Origin of the sequence: Herbiconiux aconitum (assembly GCF_024979235.1) — a bacterium.
GTDB classification, from domain to species: domain Bacteria; phylum Actinomycetota; class Actinomycetes; order Actinomycetales; family Microbacteriaceae; genus Herbiconiux; species Herbiconiux aconitum.
In genome coordinates this window covers 256,486-273,603 of sequence record NZ_JANLCM010000002.1, presented here as the reverse complement: position 1 = coordinate 273,603, position 17,118 = coordinate 256,486, and the positions used below count along the sequence as shown (strand labels likewise).

Sequence of the window (17,118 nt, the reverse complement as noted above, 5' to 3'; positions counted from 1 at the left end):
GGGTCGGCTCGGGCGAACGCATGCCCGGCGCGTCCAAGCTCAAAGGAGTATTTCGATGGCTGAAGACACTCAGATCACCTGGCTCACCCAGGAGGCGTACGATCGCCTGTCGAACGAGCTCGAAGAGTTGAGCGGCCCCGCCCGCATCGAGATCGCCAAACGCATCGAGATGGCGCGCGAAGAGGGCGACCTCAAAGAGAACGGCGGTTACCACGCCGCGAAAGACGAGCAGGGCAAGATCGAGGCCCGCATCCGTCAGCTCACGCAGCTCCTGCGCACAGCTGAGGTGGGCGCGACGCCCGAGAGTCATGGTGTGGTCGAGCCCGGCGTGGTCGTGACGGCGCTGGTCGCGGGAGGCGAGGAGCGGTTCCTGCTCGGCAGCCGCGAGATCGCGGGCAACGCGGATCTCGACGTCTACAGCTCGCAGAGCCCGCTCGGTTCCGCGATCATCGGTCTGAAGATCGGCGAGACCACTACCTACACGGCGCCCAATGGTCGCGACATCACGGTCGAGGTCACGAACGTGGAGACCTTCGAGGGCTGACCCCCGCGAGGCGGGCTACTGGTCGACGCGGAGTTCGAAACCCGCGTCGCGCAGCTTCGCGATCACCTGGTCGCGGTGATCGGGACCACGCGTCTCGATGTGCAGTTCCAACTCCACCTGGTCGATCTGCAGTCCACGCCCGTGCCGGGTGTGCTGCACCTCGACCACGTTGGCGTTCGCCTCGGCCACGAGTTCGGCCGTGCGGGCGAGCTGGCCCGGGCGGTCGGGCAGCATGATGCGCAACTTCAGGTAGCGGTCGGATGCGGCGAGCCCGTGGCTGATCACGCGCTGCATGAGCAACGGATCGATGTTGCCGCCCGAGAGCACCACCACGGTCGTGCCGGTGTCTTTCACGAGGCCGGCCAGGATGGCGGCGACCCCCGCCGCTCCCGCGGGCTCGACGACCTGCTTCGCACGCTCCAGCAGCACGAGCAGGGCGCGCGCGATGTCGGCTTCCGAGACCGTGACGACCTCGTCGACCAGGTCGTTGACGATCTCGAAGTTCAGGATGCCGGGGCGGGACACCTGGATGCCGTCGGCGATGGTGGGGCTGGTCGTGATCTGCACGGGCTCCCCCGCCACGAGGGAAGGCGGGTAGGCCGCCGCGTTCGCCGCCTGCACCCCGATCACGCGCACGGTGCGCCCCTCGGCGGCAGCGCGCTGTTTGACCGCACTGGCGATGCCGGAGATCAGCCCGCCGCCGCCGATGGACACGACGAAGGTGTCGGCATCCGGGATCTGGTCGAGCATCTCGAGGCCGAGCGTGCCCTGGCCGGTGACGACGTCGATGTGATCGAACGGCGGGATGACGACCGCACCGGTCGCGTGCGAGAACTCGGCGGCGGCACGGATGGCCTCCTCCACCGAGTGACCGCGCAGGATGACGTCGGCGCCGTAGCTCCGGGTGGCCTGCAGCTTCGGCAACGGCACGCCGATCGGCATGAAGATGGTGGCCTTGATGCCGAGCTCGCGCGCGGCGAACGCCACACCCTGGGCGTGGTTTCCGGCCGACGCGGCCACGACACCGGCTGCCTTCTCGGCGTCGCTCAGCGAGGAGATGCGGTTGTAGGCGCCGCGGATCTTGTACGACCCGGTGCGCTGCAGGTTCTCGCACTTCAGGTACACGGGCGAGCCGACGATCTCGGCGAGGTAGCGGGAGCTCTCCATCGGGGTGACCTGCGCGGCCTTCGCCACGCGGAGGCGGGCACTCTCGATGTCGGCCAGGGTGGGGCCCGCGAAAGTGGTGTCGGACTCAGACATTCAGGGGAGGTTCCTTACGGCTCAGCAGGGTCGGGTCGCGCCAGGTTCCCCCGGCGATGTAGTTGATCATGACGTTGAGGGTGGCGACGACCGGCACCGCGAAGAAGGCGCCGGCGATTCCGGCGATCATCGATCCGCCGGCCACCGCGAGCACCACCGCGAGCGGATGCACGCGCACCGCCGTGCCCATCACGAGCGGCTGCAGGATGTGCCCCTCGATCTGCTGCACCAGCAGCACGACGCCCAGCATGATGAGGGCGACGATGGGGCCGTTGTAGACCAGCGCGATGAACACCGCAACAGCGCCGGTGAGCACAGCACCGATGATCGGGATGAACGAGCCGAGGAACACCAGAACGGCGATCGGGATGGCGAGCGGCACCTGCAGGATGAAGGCACCCAGCCCGATGCCCACCGCGTCGATCGATGCGACCAGGATCTGCACTTTCACGAAGCTCTGCAGTGTGTTCCAGCCGGCTTTGCCCGCGCCATCCGTCGCCGATCGGGCCCGGCGTGGGAACAGTCGCACGATCCACGACCAGATGCGGGCGCCGTCGATCAGGATGAACAGGGTCGAGAACAGTGTGAGCAGAACGCCGGTGAGGATGTGACCGACGCTCGAACCGAGAGCCGCGGCGCCCGAGAGCAAGGCCGCACTGTCTTGCTGGATCGCATCCCAGGCCTGGGCCACGTAGGCGTTGAAGTCGGCCTCCGAGACCTGCAACGGCGAGTTCGCGAGGAAGGCCTTGAGGTCGTTGTAGGAGTTCATCGACTGGGTGCGGAGGTCATCGAACCCGGAGGTCACCTGGGTGACCACCAGGAAGACCAGGCCCGCCACGACGACGATGGTGCCGAGCTCGGCGGCCGCGATCGCCGCCCAGCGCGGCCACTTGTGCCGCACCAGGAAGTTCTTGAACGGCACCAGCAACGCGGAGAGCACGACCGCGACCAGGAGAGGGATGATCAGCAGCCGGAGCTGGATGATCAAGAAGACGAGCACGCCCAGCACGGCCAGCACCACGAGGATGCGCCACGACCAGGCCCCGGCTATGCGCATCCCGAGCGGCACCGAGTCCTCACCCGTTCGGGCGCGCGACGACGGATGCGCCTCCGACCCCGTGAGGGTCGTCTTGCGCCGCTTCACACCCTTCCTGGGCGTCGGCTCCGTGTCTGACATGAGCCAAGTCTAGGAGCGGACGTATGCGGCCGCCCGCATGCGCTCGAGAACTCGGGCGCGACTCTCAGCGGAGGCCGTCAGGACTCCCAGGGCTTCGCCGTCACCGGTGCGGCGTCGAATTCGAGGTGCAGCCGCGAATCGATCTCCGGCACGAATCCCGCGCCGTGCTGCACCGAGATCACCGTGCCGTCTTCCAGCGCCACCGACGTGCGCCGGAACGAACCGAGGAAGCTGGTCGACACGACGTCGACCGGCACACCCGACGGGGCGAAACGGATGTCCTCCGGCCGCACGAACACGATCACGTCACCGTCGCTGATGGTCGGGTCCAGCAGCGGCAGCCGAACGCCGCAGAGCTCCGCCCAGCCGGCCTTCGCCGTGCCCCGCAGCCGGTTGCTCAGCCCCACGAACTCGGCCACGAACGGCGAGGTCGCCCTCGCGTAGAGGTCTTCGGGCGGGCCGATCTGCTCGATGTTGCCGGCGCGCATCACGGCCACCCGGTCGGCGACGGCGAGAGCCTCCTCCTGGTCGTGCGTGACGAAGAGAGTGGTGATGCCGAAGTCCTGCTGGATGCGCCGGATCTCGTCGCGCAGCTGCACCCGCACCCGGGCGTCCAGCGCCGAGAGCGGCTCGTCGAGCAGCAGCACGCGCGGTTCGGTGACGAGGGCTCGCGCGAGCGCGACCCGCTGCTGCTGGCCGCCGGAGAGTTCGTGGGCGTAGCGGGCGCCGAAGGAGCCGAGGCCCACCATCTCGAGGGCGTTGCCCGCTCGGAGGCGCCGCTCGTCGCCATCGACCTTGCGCATCCGGAGCCCGAATTCGACGTTGGCGAGCGCGGTCATGTGCGGGAAGAGCGAGTACGACTGGAACACCATGCCGATGTCGCGCTTGCGCGCAGGCAGCCGGGAGACATCCGCGTCATCGATGAGCACGGTGCCGCTCGTCGCGACCTCGAGTCCGGCCAGCACGCGAAGGGCCGTGGTCTTGCCACAGCCGCTCGGGCCGAGCAGGGCCACGAACTCGCCCGGCTCGATGACCAGGTCGATGCCGTCGAGGCCGCGGTGGCCGCCGGCGAACTCCTTGACGATGCCACGGAGTTCGACCCGGGAGCCGGGCGAGCGCTCCGGTACCGGCAGGGTCTGCGGGCGGGAGATCGAGAGCGTCATGCGGCTGCTTTCTGTGAAGGGGAAGGGAGAGCGCGGCGGTTTCGGCGTCGTCGCCGCCCGGTGCTGGACGGGGTGCCGCCGATGCGGCCGATCGCGATCAGCAGGATGAAGGCGAAGACGAGGGCGAGCAGGGCGAAGATCACGGCAACGAAGGGGTCGGCTTTGCTCACGACGACCAGCGCCGTCTGCAGGTTCACCCGGTTCAGCAGCGCCGCGATGGTGTATTCGCCGAGCACCACCGCCACCGAGATGAAGGAGGCCGCCAGCAGTCCGCGACGGATGTTCGGCACCACCACCCGGAACAGGATGGTGAGCCAGCCCGCGCCGAGCGACCGTGCCGCCTCACTCAGAGTCACCACGTCGACGGCGACGAGGTTGGTCTGGATCGAACGGAACGCATACGGCAGCACGATGACCCCGTAGGCGAAGGCGAGTGTCCACACACCGCTGCCGAACATCCGGGCGATCACCGAGTAGACCGGGGCCAGGCCCACCACGAGCACGATGGCGGGAATGGTGATCGGAATCAGGCAGACGAACTCGAGCACCCGCTGCAACTGCGGAAAGCGGATGCGCACGAGCACCATGGTGGGCACGAGCAGCGCCAGCATCACCACGACGGTGACGACGGCGAGCAGCAGCGAGTTGCCGAGACCCGTGAAGATCGGCTTGTACTCGGTGCCGAGACCTCCGCCGAACACCGCGATCCAGCGGCTGAAGTCGTATCCTCCGTCGAGACCCCGACGGAGAGTGAACTCGATCATGGCGGCGATCGGCACCAGGAAGAGCAGTCCGATGACGCCGACGATGATCCAGCGCGTGCGACGGGAGGGTCCGGGGTGCACGTCGTGCAGGAGGCGGCTCATCGCTGCCACCGCGCAGCCCGGCGCATCAGCACCGAGTAGATCGACATCACGACGATCATCACCACGATCATCCCGAGGGCGAGCGAACCGGCCAGGTTCTCCTGGCCGAGCACGGTCTCACTGGTCAGCGCACCGCGGATCTGCAGCGGCACGATCTCCGAACCCTGACTCGTGAGGGCGGCGGCCGTGGCGAAGGAGGAGAAGGCGTTCGCGAAAAGCAGGAGCAGACATCCGAAGAACGAGGGCAGCAGCACCGGCACGCCGACGTGCCGCCAGTAGCTGAGCGTGCTGCCGCCGAGCATGGCGTTGGCCTCGGCCCACTGGGGCTTGAGGCTCTCCAGCGCCGGTGAGAAGGTGATGATCATGAGCGGCACCTGGAAGTAGATGTAGGGCAGGATGAGGCCTGGCGTGTCATAGAGCCAGACGCCGTTGGCGAAGATGTCGATGCCGAGGCTGTCGCGGAGGAAGACCGTGATCATGCCCTGGATGCCGATGGTGGCGACGAAAGCGAAAGCCAGCATCACGCCGCCGAACTGCGCGAGCACCCCACTGGCCGCGTCGACCACCGAGCGCAGTGCGCCGGTGGGGTTCGCGCCGATCAAGGCGTAGCAGAACACGGCTCCGAGCAGGGCGCCGATCACGGCGGTGAGTGCCGACAGCCAGAGCGAGTTGCCGAAGGTGTTGAGCACCACCGGATTGCCGAGAGCCGCCAGGTTGGAGAGGGTGAAGGCGCCGTCACCGTCGAGGAACCCCGTGACCAGGGCGATGACGGTGGGCAATCCGAGGAAGAGCAGCACATAGGCCGCGAATGGCACGAGGCCGAGCATGCTGGTGGGGAAGCGCACTCGGCGTCCTGCGGAGGCAGGGACGACCGGTGAGGTGATCGTGTCTGTCATCGGTCGTCCCTGCGCTGCGTCCTACTGGACGGCAGCGGCCCACTTCTCGCCGAGCAGGGTCGCTGCGGCGGCGGACTGGTCGGCGTCCGGAACGACCGTGTCGCCGTCGACCTCGGGCAGCGCCGCGAAGAGCTTCTCGTCGATCGTTCCGGCGTCAGCCATCGCGTCGGCGCGCACCGGGCGGGCACCACCAGCGAGCCACAGGTTCTGGGCGTCGTCGCTGTAGAGGAACTCCTGCCAGAGGCGAGCAGCCGCGGGGTGCGGGGCATCCTTGTTCACGGCCTGGTTGTAGTAACCGGCGTAGCCGTCGCCCGGGAGGATGGTGACCTTCCAGTTGCGCTGACCGTCGAGGTCGTTGCCGTAGCCGACGTTGAGGTAGTCCCAGTCGAAGACGACGGGGGTCTCGCCGCTCGCGATGGTCGCGGGGGTCGGGTCGATCTTCACGAAGTTGCCGGCCTTGTTGAGGTCGGAGAAGAAGTCGATGCCGGCCTGGAAGTCGTCGACCGATCCACCGTTCTGCACCGCGGCCATACCGACGGCGGCGAAAGCCGCACCGGCCTGGGTCGGGTCGCCGTTGATGGCGACCTTGCCCTTGAAGTCGGCGCCGAGCAGGTCGTCGAGGCTCGTGGGCTCGGGAACAGCGTCGGGGTCGTAGCCGATGGCCATGTATCCGCCGTAGTCGCCGACCCAGAGACCCGACTGCTCCTTCAGGGCGTCGGGGATGTCGGCCCAGGTGGCAACCTGGTAAGGCGCGAACTGGTCGGTGTTGGCGAGGGCGACGGCAGCGCCGACATCGAAGACATCCGGCGCGGTGTCCTGGCCGGCGAGGTTCTCGGCGGCCTGGATCTCCTCGGCGCTCGAGGCATCCGGAGTCGCCTCGTTGATCGTGATCTCGGGGTACTTCTCGGCGAAGGCGTCGAGCACGGCGCCGTAGTTGGCCCAGTCGCGGGGCAGGGCGATGACGTTCAGGGCGCCTTCGGCCTTGGCGGCGTCTTCGAGGCCTGAGAGGCCTCCGAAGGCGTCGAGGTTGGTGGCGGTGGCGGCGTCGGTTCCGCTTCCGTCATCGGTCGCCGTGGCGCTGGCCGAGCATCCGGTGAGTCCGAGGGCGAGTGCCGCGGCGGCGGCGACGCCGACGATCGCGATGCGCTTCGTGAACAAGTGGTCCTCCATGGTGACGACCCCAGGCCGCCCGCGCTGTGTACGGGCTGTTCTCTGCCGGGAAGGGCCGACTACTGGACGTTAGGGTGGCGAGTGGTCCGGGTGCCGTCGTCGTTCTGAACCCACGATGAACGGCAGATGACGGCGTCGCCGGTGAGGCCGGGGCCGGATGTCCGAGGCTGTGAGTAATGTCGTATCCGATGGTCGAGACGATTTCCCCCGCACTGGCGCGCCGCATCGCCCTCGCCGCGCAGGGGTTCGGTGCGCCACGGGCGGCGGAGCCCGGAACCCGGCAGTTCGGTCTGCTGTTGCGACGCCTGGGGCTGCTGCAGATCGATTCCGTGAACGTCTACGAGCGAAGCCACTACCAGCCGGTCTTCGCGCGCTTGGGCGGCTACGACAAGGCGCTTCTCGACAAGCTGACCTACGGGCGCGCGGTCACGGAGTACTGGGCGCACGAAGCATCCTTCCTCCCGATCGAGACTCTGCCGCTGCTCGCCTGGCGCAAAGACGACTACCGCGATTACTTCGCCACCCACCCGAACTCGTGGGGCGCATCCAACGCCGAGACCATGGCGTGGCTGCTGGCCGAACTCGAGACGAAAGGTCCGTTGCGCGCGAGCGACATCGAGCACGAGTCGAACAAGCGGCAGGGGCCGTGGTGGGGGTGGTCCGACGTCAAGCGGGGGCTGGAGACGATGTTCCGGCAGGGCGACGTCGTGTCGGCGGGGCGCATCCGGTTCGAACGCGCCTACGGGCTGCCGGAGCAGGTGCTGCCCACGTCGGTGCTGAACACCACGGTGCCGCGCGCCGCAGCCGTGCGGGAGCTGGTGTCGATCTCGGCGCGGGCGCACGGCATCGGCACGGCGAAAGATCTGGCCGACTACTTCCGGCTGAAGCAGACCGATGCGCAGCCGGCCATCGACTCCCTCGTCGAGAGCGGCGAGTTGCTGCCGGTGACCGTGCCGGGCTGGAACCGGCCGGCGTGGCTGCATCGTGACGCACGGCTGCCACGGCGTCTCGCGGCCGCAGCGCTGCTGTCGCCGTTCGACCCGGTGGTATGGGAACGCGACCGGGCGTTGCGCATGTTCGACTTCCACTACCGGATCGAGATCTACACCCCCCAGCCGAAACGCGTCTACGGCTACTACGTGCTGCCTGTGCTGATCGACGACCGCATCCCGGCCCGCGTCGACCTCAAGAGCGACCGTCAGGCAGGGGTGCTGCGCGTGCAGGCGGCCTGGGCGGAGCCGGGGCTCCTGGCCGACGACGTGCCGCGCATTGCACAGCTCCTCCGCGAAGCGGCTCTGTGGCAGGGCCTCCCCGGCGACGTGGAGGTCATGGCCCGAGGCACGCTGGCCGATGCGCTCCGTGCGGAGTTGGCTGCGAACTGACTTCCCGCGCGCATCATTCGAGTTCGACGCCTGTGCCCAAACCCGAGCGGAGCTGGCGCGGCGACCACCGATGCTCCTCGCGTGCGACGATCGCCTGAATCACGCCCACGACGCGGACCCACTCCCCCATCACCTGGTCGTAACTCAGGCGCAGCACCAGATAGCCGAGCTCGGCCAGGGCGAGATCACGGCGGCGGTCCGCGAGGTAGGCCTCCGGCTTCGTGTGCCACTCCCGCCCGTCGGTCTCGACCACCAGGCGGTCGCCCACGAGCAAGTCGACGTATCCGACGCCGCGGATCTTCACCTGGCTGCGCGAAGCGATGTTGAACCGGCGAAGCCCCAGCCGCGCCTTCGTCTCCAGGCCCGACGCGGCATTCGGATCGGTGAGCGCGAAGTACGCGCGGAACTTCTCGGGCAGGCACGCCCCCAGGAACTCGAGCTCGGTGCGGGACACCCGGCCCTGCTTGAGGGCCGAGTCGAGCGTGACGATCGCGTCCATCTTGCTCTGGCACGTGATGGCGTGCAGCAGCGCCCACCCGAACGGATCGACCGGCCCCTCGGGTTCGTCGAGGAACGGAGCACGCACGGAGCGGTGTACGACGACACCGAAACGCTCCGGGCGACCGAGCGGCACGCGGCGGTCGTGGGGCGACGACAGGCGCGTCGCGTCGGCCGGCACCCGGATGTGGAGCCGATGATCCGTTGCACACCAGAGACCCGCAGGCCGCAGCACGGACAGACAGGAGACGCGACCGCCCACACGCACGGCACGCACCACGGACTCAGGCGCACCGGGAAGGGCCACCCACCCGCGTCGGAGGCGCTCCACATCTCCGCGCGCCACGGCGTTCTTCACGTCATTCGTCGCGACTCCGGCTGCCGAAAGCTGGGCCGTCGACGCCACGCCACCGAGTCGCGCCAGTATGCCATAGAGCTGAATCATGCTCACTATTATGGTGGCGCGCCATAATGCACAGAATGAAGAGGACCGGTGGCCCATGCGGCACCGGTCCTCTTCATTTGCTGCGTTACGGCGGGAGCTAGAAGGCTCCGCCCATCTCGTGCAGCCGCTTCACACGGTCCGGGATCGGCGGGTGGGTGCTGAAGAGCTTGTCGATGATGCCGGGCTTGTTGGGGTCGGCGATCCACATGTGCGACATCGACGACGACTGGCGCTGCAGAGGGCGGCCGTAGGCGGCGAGCTTCTCGAGCGCGCTGGCGAGCGCATCCGGGTGCCGGGTGGTGATGGCGCCCGTCGCATCGGCGAGGTATTCGCGCTGTCGTGAGACCGCCAGTTGCACGACCGTCGCGACGAGCGGCGCGACGATGATGGCGGCCAGGCCGAAGACCAGCACGATCGGGTTGTTGTTGTTGTTATTGCGCCCGAAGAACGCCATGCGCAGGAACATGTCGGCGATGAAGCCGACCGCCACCACGAGGCCGAACACGATCATCGAGACACGGATGTCGTAGTTGCGCACGTGGCCGATCTCGTGGGCCATGACGCCCTCGAGTTCTGCGTCGTCCATGATGTCGAGCAGTCCGGTCGTGGCGGCCACGATGGCGTGCTGCGGATCGCGCCCGGTGGCGAAGGCGTTCGGCGCCGGATCGTTGATGATGTAGACCTTCGGCATCGGTGTGCCGGTCGTGATCGACAGGTTCTCCACCACGCGCCAGAGCCGCGGGTTGTCGCGCTTCTGGATCTCGCGCGCCCCGCTCATCGCGAGCGCCTGCCCGCTGGCCGCGAAGTACTGGATGAGGGCATAGCCGAGCGACACCACGACCGTGATGACCACGATCGAGAGGTTGCCGTAGATCACGCTGGCGAGATATCCCAGCCCAGCGATGATCAGCAGGAAGAGGGCGATGATGATGACGGTATTGCGTTTGTTCTTGGCTATCGCGCTGTACATGGAGCCGTTCTACGTCGGGAGTGTCGAGCGACTAGAACTGCACGCGCGGCGGCTCGGCGATGGCCGCGATGTCGGAGACCTCGAAGAACTCGCGCTCGGTGAAACCGAGGTTGCGGGCGAAGAGGGTGTTCGGAAAGACCTTGATCTTGGTGTTCAGCTCACGCACGCCACCGTTGTAGAAGCGGCGCGACGCCTGCACCTTGTCTTCGGTGTCGACGATCTCGGCCTGCAGCTGCAAGAAGTTCTGGCTCGCCTGCAGTTGCGGATAGGCCTCCGCCACCGCGAAGATGCTCTTCAGCGCCGTCTGCATGTGGTTCTCGGCGACGGATGCCTCAGCCGGCCCTTGAGCGGACAGAGTCTCCGCCCGTGCCTTCGTGACGTTCTCGAACACCGCCTTCTCGTGTGCCGCGTAGCCCTTGACCGATTCGATCAGGTTGGGCAGCAGGTCGGCACGACGTTTCAGCTGCACCGTGATGTCGCTCCAGGCTTCATCGACGCGCACATTCAACGTGACGAGCGAGTTGTACGTCGCCCAGAGGTAGATGCCGATGATCGCAATGATCACGACGACGATGATTACCGGGATGAGCCATTCCATGCGACAACTATAACGAGCGCGGCCCTCATTATCAGCGGGATTGAGGCGTCCTCACAGCAATTCGCGGCAAACTTCGCCACCGCCCTCAGCGCGACTCCGACACGAGCCTCAGCCAGTGGTAGGAATCCTTCGGCGTGCGCGTGAAATCGTCGAAGTCGACGTGCACCAGACCGAAGCGCTGGGTGTAGCCGGCGGCCCATTCGAAGTTGTCGAGCAGCGACCACACGTAGTAGCCGCGCAGGTCGATTCCGGATGCCGCTCCCCCGCCGGTGACGGCCCGCACCGCTGCGTCGAGGTGCGCCGCCAGGTAGTCGATCCGCGCGCCGTCGTGCACGTAGGGGGTGCCGTTCTCGGGGTCGAGGGTGATCGCATCCGGAAAGCTCGCGCCGTTCTCGGTGATGTAGACGGGTGGCAGCACCGAACCGTAGCGAGTGGCGATCTCATCGAGCGCGGTGCCGAGGAACTCGGGGGCGATGGGCCAGCCAAACCCGGTGGTCGGGAACTCCGGCCAGGGCGCGAGGTGGAAAGGCAGCGATGCCATCGCCGACGACGCTCCGTCGGGGGTGGCCGAACCGCCCGACCCGGCGGCGATCTTCGAGGGCATGTAGTAGTTCAACCCGTAGAAGTCGAGCTTCTCGGAGATGACGAGCAGGTCGGCGGGGTCGACGTCGGTGAGCGCCGAGAACAGCGGCTCGAAGCCCTCCGGCGCGTCGGGGTAACGGCCGAGCAGAACCGGATCGGCGAAGATGCGGTTGTGGAGCAGGTCGAAGAGCTCGGCGAACGCCGCGTCGGCGTCGGAGCCCGAGACGGGCACGACCGGTGAGTGCACGTTGACGATGCCGATCGGGCCGGGCACGTCGGCGCCACGGAGCGCTTGCACGGCGAGTCCGTGGCCGAGGAGCTGGTGGTGCGCCGCCGGCAAGGCGTTGAACAACCGCGCAGCACCGGGTGCGTGCACGCCGAGCGCATAGCCGTCGAGCGTCACCGTTGCCGGCTCGTTGATGGTGACCCAGGAGCCGATCCGGTCGCCGAAGCGCTCCCCCATCTGAAAGGCGAAGTCGCCGAAGCGCTGCGCCGTGTCGCGGTTGAACCAGCCGCCGCGCAATTCGTTCGGGGTGTCCCAGTGGAACAGGGTGGCCATCGTCGAGACCCCGGCGGCGTCGAGCTGGTCGAGCAACCGCTCGTAGAAGTCGACCCCGGCTTGGCGCAGCGCTCCCTTGCCTTCGGGCTGCAGCCGCGGCCAGGCGAACGAGAAGCGGTAGGAGTCGACCCCGAGGTCGTGCAGCAGCGCGGCATCCTCCGCGGTGCGATGGAAGTGGTCGGTGGCGCGGTCGGCGGTCGATCCGTCGAGGATGCGGCCGGGCTGCGTGGTGAACGCGTCCCACACCGACTCGCCGCGGCCACCCTCGTGCGTCGCCCCCTCGATCTGGAAGGCGCTCGTCGCCGTGCCCAGCACGAAGCCGGGCGGAAGGCGGGAGCCGAGGTCGCGCGCGAACTCACGCCGCTCCTCGGGGCTGGAAGCCGCCATCCTCAGGCCCCCAGCACGCGGTCGAGGTAGGGGTTCGAGAACATGCGCTCGGGGTCGAGGCGGTTGCGAAGGGCCACGAAGTCGCCGTGCCGCGGATAGAGCGCGGCCAACGACGCCGCGTTCTGCGTGTGCAGTTTGCCCCAGTGCGGCCGGCCCTGATGCTCGTTCATGATCTCCTCGACGGCTTCGAAGTACTCGGTGTGGTTCTCGCGGAAGTAACGGTGCACCGCGATGTAGCCGCTCTCCCGGCCCGACGCCGTGGAGAGCCACAGGTCATCGGCCCTCGCGAAGCGTACCTCCACCGGGAACGAGATCCGCCATCCGTTGTCCTGGATGAGGTCGTCGATCGACCGCAGCACCGATGGCACGTCGGCGGCCGGCAGCGCGTACTCCATCTCGCGGAACCGCACGGTGCGCTTCGTGGCGAACACCTTGTGCGAGTGGTCGGAGAACTCCCGGTTCGACCAGAGACGATCGGCGATCGCGTTCACACGGGGCACGATCGCGGGCACGAGGGCGCCGGCGGCGCAGGTCACCCGGAAGATGCCGTTGGCCATCAGGGTGTCGTCGAAGAAGGCGCGCCCGGCCGGCAGCGGGCGCCGAGCGACGGATGCGTCCGCCCGCGTGTTCGTCTTCGTCACAGCAGTGCGCGTGCCCGGGAACCAGTAGAACTCGAAGTGGTCGGCACCGTCGACGTACGAGTCGAGCTCGCCGAGCACCTCATCGAGGGGCAACGGGCGCTCGACGGCTTCGAGCACGAAGGCGGGAACGCACTGCAGCGTCACCTCGACGATGATGCCGAGCGCGCCGAGCCCGAGGGCGGCGGCCGGCAGCAGCTCGCTGTTCGACGCCTCGTCGATCCGGAGCAGCTCGCCGTCGGCCGTCACCAGGGCGAGACCGGTGACCTGCGTCGAGATGCCCCCGAACTGTGCGCCGGTGCCGTGCGTGCCGGTCGAGATCGCTCCACTGATCGTTTGCCGGTCGATGTCGCCCATGTTCGCCATGGCCAGACCGTGCGGGCGCAGCAGGCGGGGCAGGTCGAACAGCCGCGTGCCGCCGAGCAGCGTGACGCGGCTGCGCTCCCGATCGACCGAGACGACGCCGGTGAGCTCGTCGAGCTCGAGCAGCACGCCGGGGGCCACTGCGATGCCCGTGAAGCTGTGCCCCGCACCGACGGCCTTCACGCGCAGACCCGCGCGGGCGGCACCGCGCACGGCACGCTGCACGGCGCCGATGCTCACGGGCCGCTCGATGCGCACCGGTTTCACCGATTCGGTGCGCGCCCAGTTGCGCCACACGCCGTTCAACGCCGTCACAGAAAAGCCTTTCCTTCGCCGCGGTAGCTCGGCACCACGTCGACCACGTCCGACCCGGAGACCACGCAGAACTCGTCGACGTGTTCTGAGAGCTCGCCCGACTTCGTGTGCCGCAGCCACACCCGGTCGCCCACCCGGAGCCCCGCGGCCCCGCGCCCGGAGAGCGGGGTCTGCACCTCGCCCGCCATCTCGCGCGCCTGCATCCGCGTGGCCCGGGGCCACACCACCTGGGGAAGCCGGTCGGGCGCCGGGGGTCCGGATGCGATCCAGCCGCCGCCGAGGAGAGTCGCCATGTCGGGGCGCGGCTTCCGCACCACGGGCAGCGCGAACGCGGCGGCGGGCGCCGGTGTGAACCGGGAGTAGGTGTCGAAGAGGTGGCCGCCGAACAGCCCGCTGCCGGCGGCGATCTCGGTGACCGAGGAGTCGGCGCCGGTCGACTCGAGCGACCCGGTGCCTCCACCGTTCACGAACTCGAGTTCGGCGATGCGGCGCACCGCCGCCACGACCGCGCCCCGCCGCTCGGCGAGCTCCGCGGCCGAGCGCGACTGCATCCAGTCGATCACGCGACCCCGGCCGGCGCCGCGTACGACGTTCCCCTTCGGCCGGTTACCGACGCCTGCGATCTGCGATTCGTAGGCCATCAGCCCCACCAGGGCGAAGCCCCGTCGTGCCACCACCTCGCGGGCGAGGGTGGTGGCGTCGTCGACCGTGACGATCGGCGAGCGCCAGACGCCGAGCCGTCCGAGCCCGGGCGAGGTGAACGCGGCATCCAGTTCGATCGCCACCCGGATGCGCGGACGCGCGTCGGGTGAGACGGCCTGGTCGATGAGGTCGAGGTGGGCGACCGAGTCGATCATCAACGTGACCCGGCTCGCGAGCTGCTCGTCCGCGGCCAGCGCGCGGATCGCCGCTCGATCGACAGTCGGATACCCCACCACCACGTCGTCGACGGTCTCGGCCAGCCAGAGCGCTTCGGGGAGCGTGTAGGCGAGCACACCGGCGTAGCCCGGCACCGCGAGCACCGCATCCTGAACCGCCCGCACCCGGATCGACTTGCTCGCCACCCGGATCGGCTTGCCCCCCGCCCGCTGCAGCATCGAGCGGGCATTGTGCTGCAGGGCCTCGAGGCCGATGACGGCGACGGGCGGCTCGCGGTCGGCCGTCGCCTCCGTCAACCCGCGCCAATAGCGCTGTTCGTCGCGCCACGGGCGGAGCGACGCATCGGCGACCGCCGCCGGCGACAGGTCGAGGCGGAAGGGCTGGCTCATCGGACGCTCCTGACGCGTGAGACGGCGAAGGCGCCCGCGAACCCGAACAGGGCCGAGAGCAGGAACAGTCCGGGGAATCCGCCGAGCCACGAGACGATGGCGGCTCCGAGCAGCGGCGCCATCGCCTGCGGCACCGCCGTGGCGATGTTCATGATGCCGAGGTCTTTGCCGCGGGATGCCGGGTCGGGAAGCACCTGCGTCGCGAGCGCCTGGTCGACCGAGAGAAAGCATCCGTAGCCGAGCCCGAGCAGTGCCGCGGCGACCATGGTGACGGTCAGCTCGGGCACGAAGGCGAGCAGCAGCGCGGCCAACGCCTGCAGCACCGAGGCCACGAGCACGAACACGCGGCGACGGGCCAGCTTGTCGGAGAGCGCGCCCGCCACGATCGAGGCGATCACCACGAAGATCGTGTAGATCACGATCAGCACGAGCAGGTCGTCTTCGGCATTCGGGTCGTTCAGCCCGAACATGAGGAAGTAGAGCAGCAGTGTGGTGCCGAGCGCGTTGCCGATGTTCACGAGGATGCGGCTGAGCAGCGTCCAACCGAAGTCCGGATGCGCCGTGGGGCTCACCCACATGCCCTCGATCAGCGCCCTCATCGTGAACGGCGGGCGCTCTTCGCGGCGGAGTCGCGCATCCGGCATCCACAGGCAGAACGGGGCGACGAGCACGACCAGCAGCACGGCGATCGCGGTGTAGCCGAGGAACTGGCCGGTGAACAGGGTGGTGGCGAGCAGCACGCCGAGGATGAGGCCGATGGCCTGGGGCGCCGAGATCCAGCTCGACACGAAGCCGCGCTGCCCCACCGGCACCTGGTCGGAGATGGCCGCCGTGAGGGCGGCCGAGAGCACGCAGAAGCCGATGATCGCGAGCGTCCACCAGACCCCGATGCCCACCATCCCGCTTTGGAAGCCGAGTGCGAACAGGGCGACGGCGAAGAGCACGGTGCCACCGGCGATCCAGGGGCGGCGGCGCCCGAAGCGGGAGGTGGTGCGATCGGAGAGCGCGCCCGTGACCGGGAAGGCGATCAGGGCGAAGACCCCCGCGATGGCCGAGATGACGCCGAAGGCGACGACGTTGTCGGTCCAGCTCGCGGCGTCGAGCTGCTGCTCGACCTGTAGGGGCAGCAGGAGCTGAACGGGCGTGAGTTGCGCCATCCAGATGCCGAGCCAGGCGGCGCCGAACAGGGCGATCCAGCCGCCGCCGACCCGGCGGACGGGTTCGGCGAGGGCGCTCGGCGTGGTCTCTTCGCGTGCTGCGGTCATGCGGTGCGTCCTTCTCGGTGCGACGGGGGAACGGATGCCGATGCGGGAACCGGTGCTGAGGCTCCCTCCGCGGCGATCGCACGGGCGGCGAACGCGATGGTGCGCGAGGCCCGCTCATCGTCGCCGTCGGCGAGCCAGGCGAGGGTGATGCCGTCGGTGAGGGCGACCAGATCGGCGGCGAGCTCGGACACGGGAAGTCGCCACACGCATCCGGTGCGCGCCGCCGCTTCGTGCAGCGACGCCTCGGCGAGCGCCCGGTATCGCTCGTACTGCCGTTCGGCGACTCCGGCCATGCTCGGCGTGCGCAGCGCGTACTGGGTCAGTTCGAACATCGCCCGTTCGCGCCACGGATTCGCACGCACCTGCGCGAAGTAGCTCAGCAAGCCGCGCTCGAGCAGGTCGGAGAGCCCTCCGCCGCCGTCGGCCGGGATGTCGAGCACCACCTCTTGCGTTTCGACCACCACGTCGACGAGCTGCGCCAGCAGTTCCTCGCGCGACTCGAAGGCGTAGTGGAAACTGGCGAGTTTCATGCCGGCTTCGTCGACGATGGCGCGCGTGGTGGCGCCGCTCACGCCGGAGCGCGAGATCACCTCGAAGGCCGCGGAGAGCAAGCGTGTGCGACGCTCGGCGACGGGCATGTGCGCCATGAGCCTCCTGCTTCGCTGCGTCGGGACTGCGGGACTGCGGACTGCGGACTGCGGACTGCGGGATCTTCGACTGGGTCATTCGTCCCAGTCGCGTCAGTATGGCGCAAACCCGCCGATCTGTACAC

General features: G+C 68.6%; 16 protein-coding genes. 2 read left to right on the top strand and 14 right to left on the bottom strand.

All coding sequences use genetic code 11. The features are described 5' to 3' along the window. Nucleotides 1-55: 55 nt before the first annotated feature. On the top strand, nucleotides 56-544 hold the full coding sequence (greA, locus tag N1027_RS12840; RefSeq protein WP_259508469.1) for a transcription elongation factor GreA: 489 nt from the start codon (nucleotides 56-58) through the stop codon (nucleotides 542-544). A 15-nt stretch (nucleotides 545-559) separates the two neighbouring features. Here greA and ilvA read toward each other — a convergent pair whose 3' ends face one another. From ilvA to N1027_RS12810, 6 genes are all read right to left on the bottom strand, one after another. Next, nucleotides 560-1,804: a threonine ammonia-lyase gene (gene ilvA / locus N1027_RS12835; protein ID WP_259508468.1), complete on the bottom strand. Its 1,245-nt coding sequence runs from the start codon at nucleotides 1,802-1,804 to the stop codon at nucleotides 560-562. After that, on the bottom strand, nucleotides 1,797-2,981 hold the full coding sequence (locus tag N1027_RS12830; RefSeq protein WP_259508466.1) for an AI-2E family transporter: 1,185 nt from the start codon (nucleotides 2,979-2,981) through the stop codon (nucleotides 1,797-1,799). Before N1027_RS12830 ends, ilvA begins: the two co-directional genes overlap by 8 nt. A 77-nt stretch (nucleotides 2,982-3,058) precedes the next feature. Continuing rightward, nucleotides 3,059-4,144 (bottom strand): ABC transporter ATP-binding protein, encoded by a 1,086-nt coding sequence (locus tag N1027_RS12825; protein WP_259508464.1) that lies wholly within the window; start codon nucleotides 4,142-4,144, stop codon nucleotides 3,059-3,061. After that, on the bottom strand, nucleotides 4,141-5,010 hold the full coding sequence (locus N1027_RS12820; protein ID WP_259508462.1) for an ABC transporter permease: 870 nt from the start codon (nucleotides 5,008-5,010) through the stop codon (nucleotides 4,141-4,143). The genes N1027_RS12825 and N1027_RS12820 overlap by 4 nt, the downstream gene beginning before the upstream one ends. Continuing rightward, nucleotides 5,007-5,906, bottom strand: coding sequence for an ABC transporter permease (locus N1027_RS12815; RefSeq protein WP_372499735.1), 900 nt, complete (start codon nucleotides 5,904-5,906; stop codon nucleotides 5,007-5,009). The genes N1027_RS12820 and N1027_RS12815 overlap by 4 nt, the downstream gene beginning before the upstream one ends. Nucleotides 5,907-5,927: 21 nt before the next feature. Continuing rightward, nucleotides 5,928-7,076, bottom strand: a complete 1,149-nt coding sequence (locus tag N1027_RS12810; RefSeq protein ID WP_259508461.1) for an ABC transporter substrate-binding protein — start codon at nucleotides 7,074-7,076, stop codon at nucleotides 5,928-5,930. Nucleotides 7,077-7,264: 188 nt separating this feature from the next. On the opposite strand from N1027_RS12810, the gene N1027_RS12805 reads away from it, so the two are divergent. Further along, nucleotides 7,265-8,458 carry a winged helix-turn-helix domain-containing protein gene (locus tag N1027_RS12805; RefSeq protein ID WP_259508459.1) on the top strand — a complete coding sequence of 398 codons (1,194 nt, stop codon included), beginning with the start codon at nucleotides 7,265-7,267 and terminating at the stop codon, nucleotides 8,456-8,458. A 13-nt stretch (nucleotides 8,459-8,471) separates the two neighbouring features. Here the strand turns inward: N1027_RS12805 and N1027_RS12800 are convergent, their stop codons facing one another. From N1027_RS12800 to N1027_RS12765, 8 genes are all read right to left on the bottom strand, one after another. Then, nucleotides 8,472-9,401, bottom strand: a complete 930-nt coding sequence (locus N1027_RS12800; protein ID WP_259508458.1) for a type IV toxin-antitoxin system AbiEi family antitoxin domain-containing protein — start codon at nucleotides 9,399-9,401, stop codon at nucleotides 8,472-8,474. A gap of 97 nt (nucleotides 9,402-9,498) precedes the next feature. Next, on the bottom strand, nucleotides 9,499-10,371 hold the full coding sequence (locus N1027_RS12795; protein WP_259508456.1) for a M48 family metallopeptidase: 873 nt from the start codon (nucleotides 10,369-10,371) through the stop codon (nucleotides 9,499-9,501). Nucleotides 10,372-10,402: 31 nt separating this feature from the next. Next, nucleotides 10,403-10,969, bottom strand: coding sequence for a LemA family protein (locus N1027_RS12790; protein ID WP_259508454.1), 567 nt, complete (start codon nucleotides 10,967-10,969; stop codon nucleotides 10,403-10,405). An 85-nt stretch (nucleotides 10,970-11,054) separates the two neighbouring features. Then, nucleotides 11,055-12,497, bottom strand: coding sequence for a glycoside hydrolase family 1 protein (locus N1027_RS12785; protein WP_259508453.1), 1,443 nt, complete (start codon nucleotides 12,495-12,497; stop codon nucleotides 11,055-11,057). A 2-nt stretch (nucleotides 12,498-12,499) separates the two neighbouring features. Further along, nucleotides 12,500-13,813 carry a D-arabinono-1,4-lactone oxidase gene (locus N1027_RS12780; protein WP_259508452.1) on the bottom strand — a complete coding sequence of 438 codons (1,314 nt, stop codon included), beginning with the start codon at nucleotides 13,811-13,813 and terminating at the stop codon, nucleotides 12,500-12,502. Then, on the bottom strand, nucleotides 13,810-15,081 hold the full coding sequence (locus N1027_RS12775; protein ID WP_259508450.1) for an alanine racemase: 1,272 nt from the start codon (nucleotides 15,079-15,081) through the stop codon (nucleotides 13,810-13,812). Before N1027_RS12775 ends, N1027_RS12780 begins: the two co-directional genes overlap by 4 nt. Next, a complete protein-coding gene (locus N1027_RS12770; RefSeq protein WP_259508448.1) occupies nucleotides 15,078-16,346 on the bottom strand; it encodes an MFS transporter in 1,269 nt (422 codons plus the stop codon). Before N1027_RS12770 ends, N1027_RS12775 begins: the two co-directional genes overlap by 4 nt. Beyond that, nucleotides 16,343-16,993, bottom strand: coding sequence for a TetR/AcrR family transcriptional regulator (locus N1027_RS12765; RefSeq protein ID WP_259508446.1), 651 nt, complete (start codon nucleotides 16,991-16,993; stop codon nucleotides 16,343-16,345). The genes N1027_RS12770 and N1027_RS12765 overlap by 4 nt, the downstream gene beginning before the upstream one ends. Nucleotides 16,994-17,118: the final 125 nt, after the last annotated feature.

Coding starts and splice junctions, on each gene's coding strand:
- greA (WP_259508469.1), top strand. CDS start 56: ATGGCTGAAGACACTCAGATCACCTGGCTCACCCAGGAGGCGTACGAT.
- ilvA (WP_259508468.1), bottom strand. CDS start 1,804: ATGTCTGAGTCCGACACCACTTTCGCGGGCCCCACCCTGGCCGACATC.
- N1027_RS12830 (WP_259508466.1), bottom strand. CDS start 2,981: ATGTCAGACACGGAGCCGACGCCCAGGAAGGGTGTGAAGCGGCGCAAG.
- N1027_RS12825 (WP_259508464.1), bottom strand. CDS start 4,144: ATGACGCTCTCGATCTCCCGCCCGCAGACCCTGCCGGTACCGGAGCGC.
- N1027_RS12820 (WP_259508462.1), bottom strand. CDS start 5,010: ATGAGCCGCCTCCTGCACGACGTGCACCCCGGACCCTCCCGTCGCACG.
- N1027_RS12815 (WP_372499735.1), bottom strand. CDS start 5,906: ATGACAGACACGATCACCTCACCGGTCGTCCCTGCCTCCGCAGGACGC.
- N1027_RS12810 (WP_259508461.1), bottom strand. CDS start 7,076: ATGGAGGACCACTTGTTCACGAAGCGCATCGCGATCGTCGGCGTCGCC.
- N1027_RS12805 (WP_259508459.1), top strand. CDS start 7,265: ATGGTCGAGACGATTTCCCCCGCACTGGCGCGCCGCATCGCCCTCGCC.
- N1027_RS12800 (WP_259508458.1), bottom strand. CDS start 9,401: ATGATTCAGCTCTATGGCATACTGGCGCGACTCGGTGGCGTGGCGTCG.
- N1027_RS12795 (WP_259508456.1), bottom strand. CDS start 10,371: ATGTACAGCGCGATAGCCAAGAACAAACGCAATACCGTCATCATCATC.
- N1027_RS12790 (WP_259508454.1), bottom strand. CDS start 10,969: ATGGAATGGCTCATCCCGGTAATCATCGTCGTCGTGATCATTGCGATC.
- N1027_RS12785 (WP_259508453.1), bottom strand. CDS start 12,497: ATGGCGGCTTCCAGCCCCGAGGAGCGGCGTGAGTTCGCGCGCGACCTC.
- N1027_RS12775 (WP_259508450.1), bottom strand. CDS start 15,081: ATGAGCCAGCCCTTCCGCCTCGACCTGTCGCCGGCGGCGGTCGCCGAT.
- N1027_RS12770 (WP_259508448.1), bottom strand. CDS start 16,346: ATGACCGCAGCACGCGAAGAGACCACGCCGAGCGCCCTCGCCGAACCC.
- N1027_RS12765 (WP_259508446.1), bottom strand. CDS start 16,993: ATGGCGCACATGCCCGTCGCCGAGCGTCGCACACGCTTGCTCTCCGCG.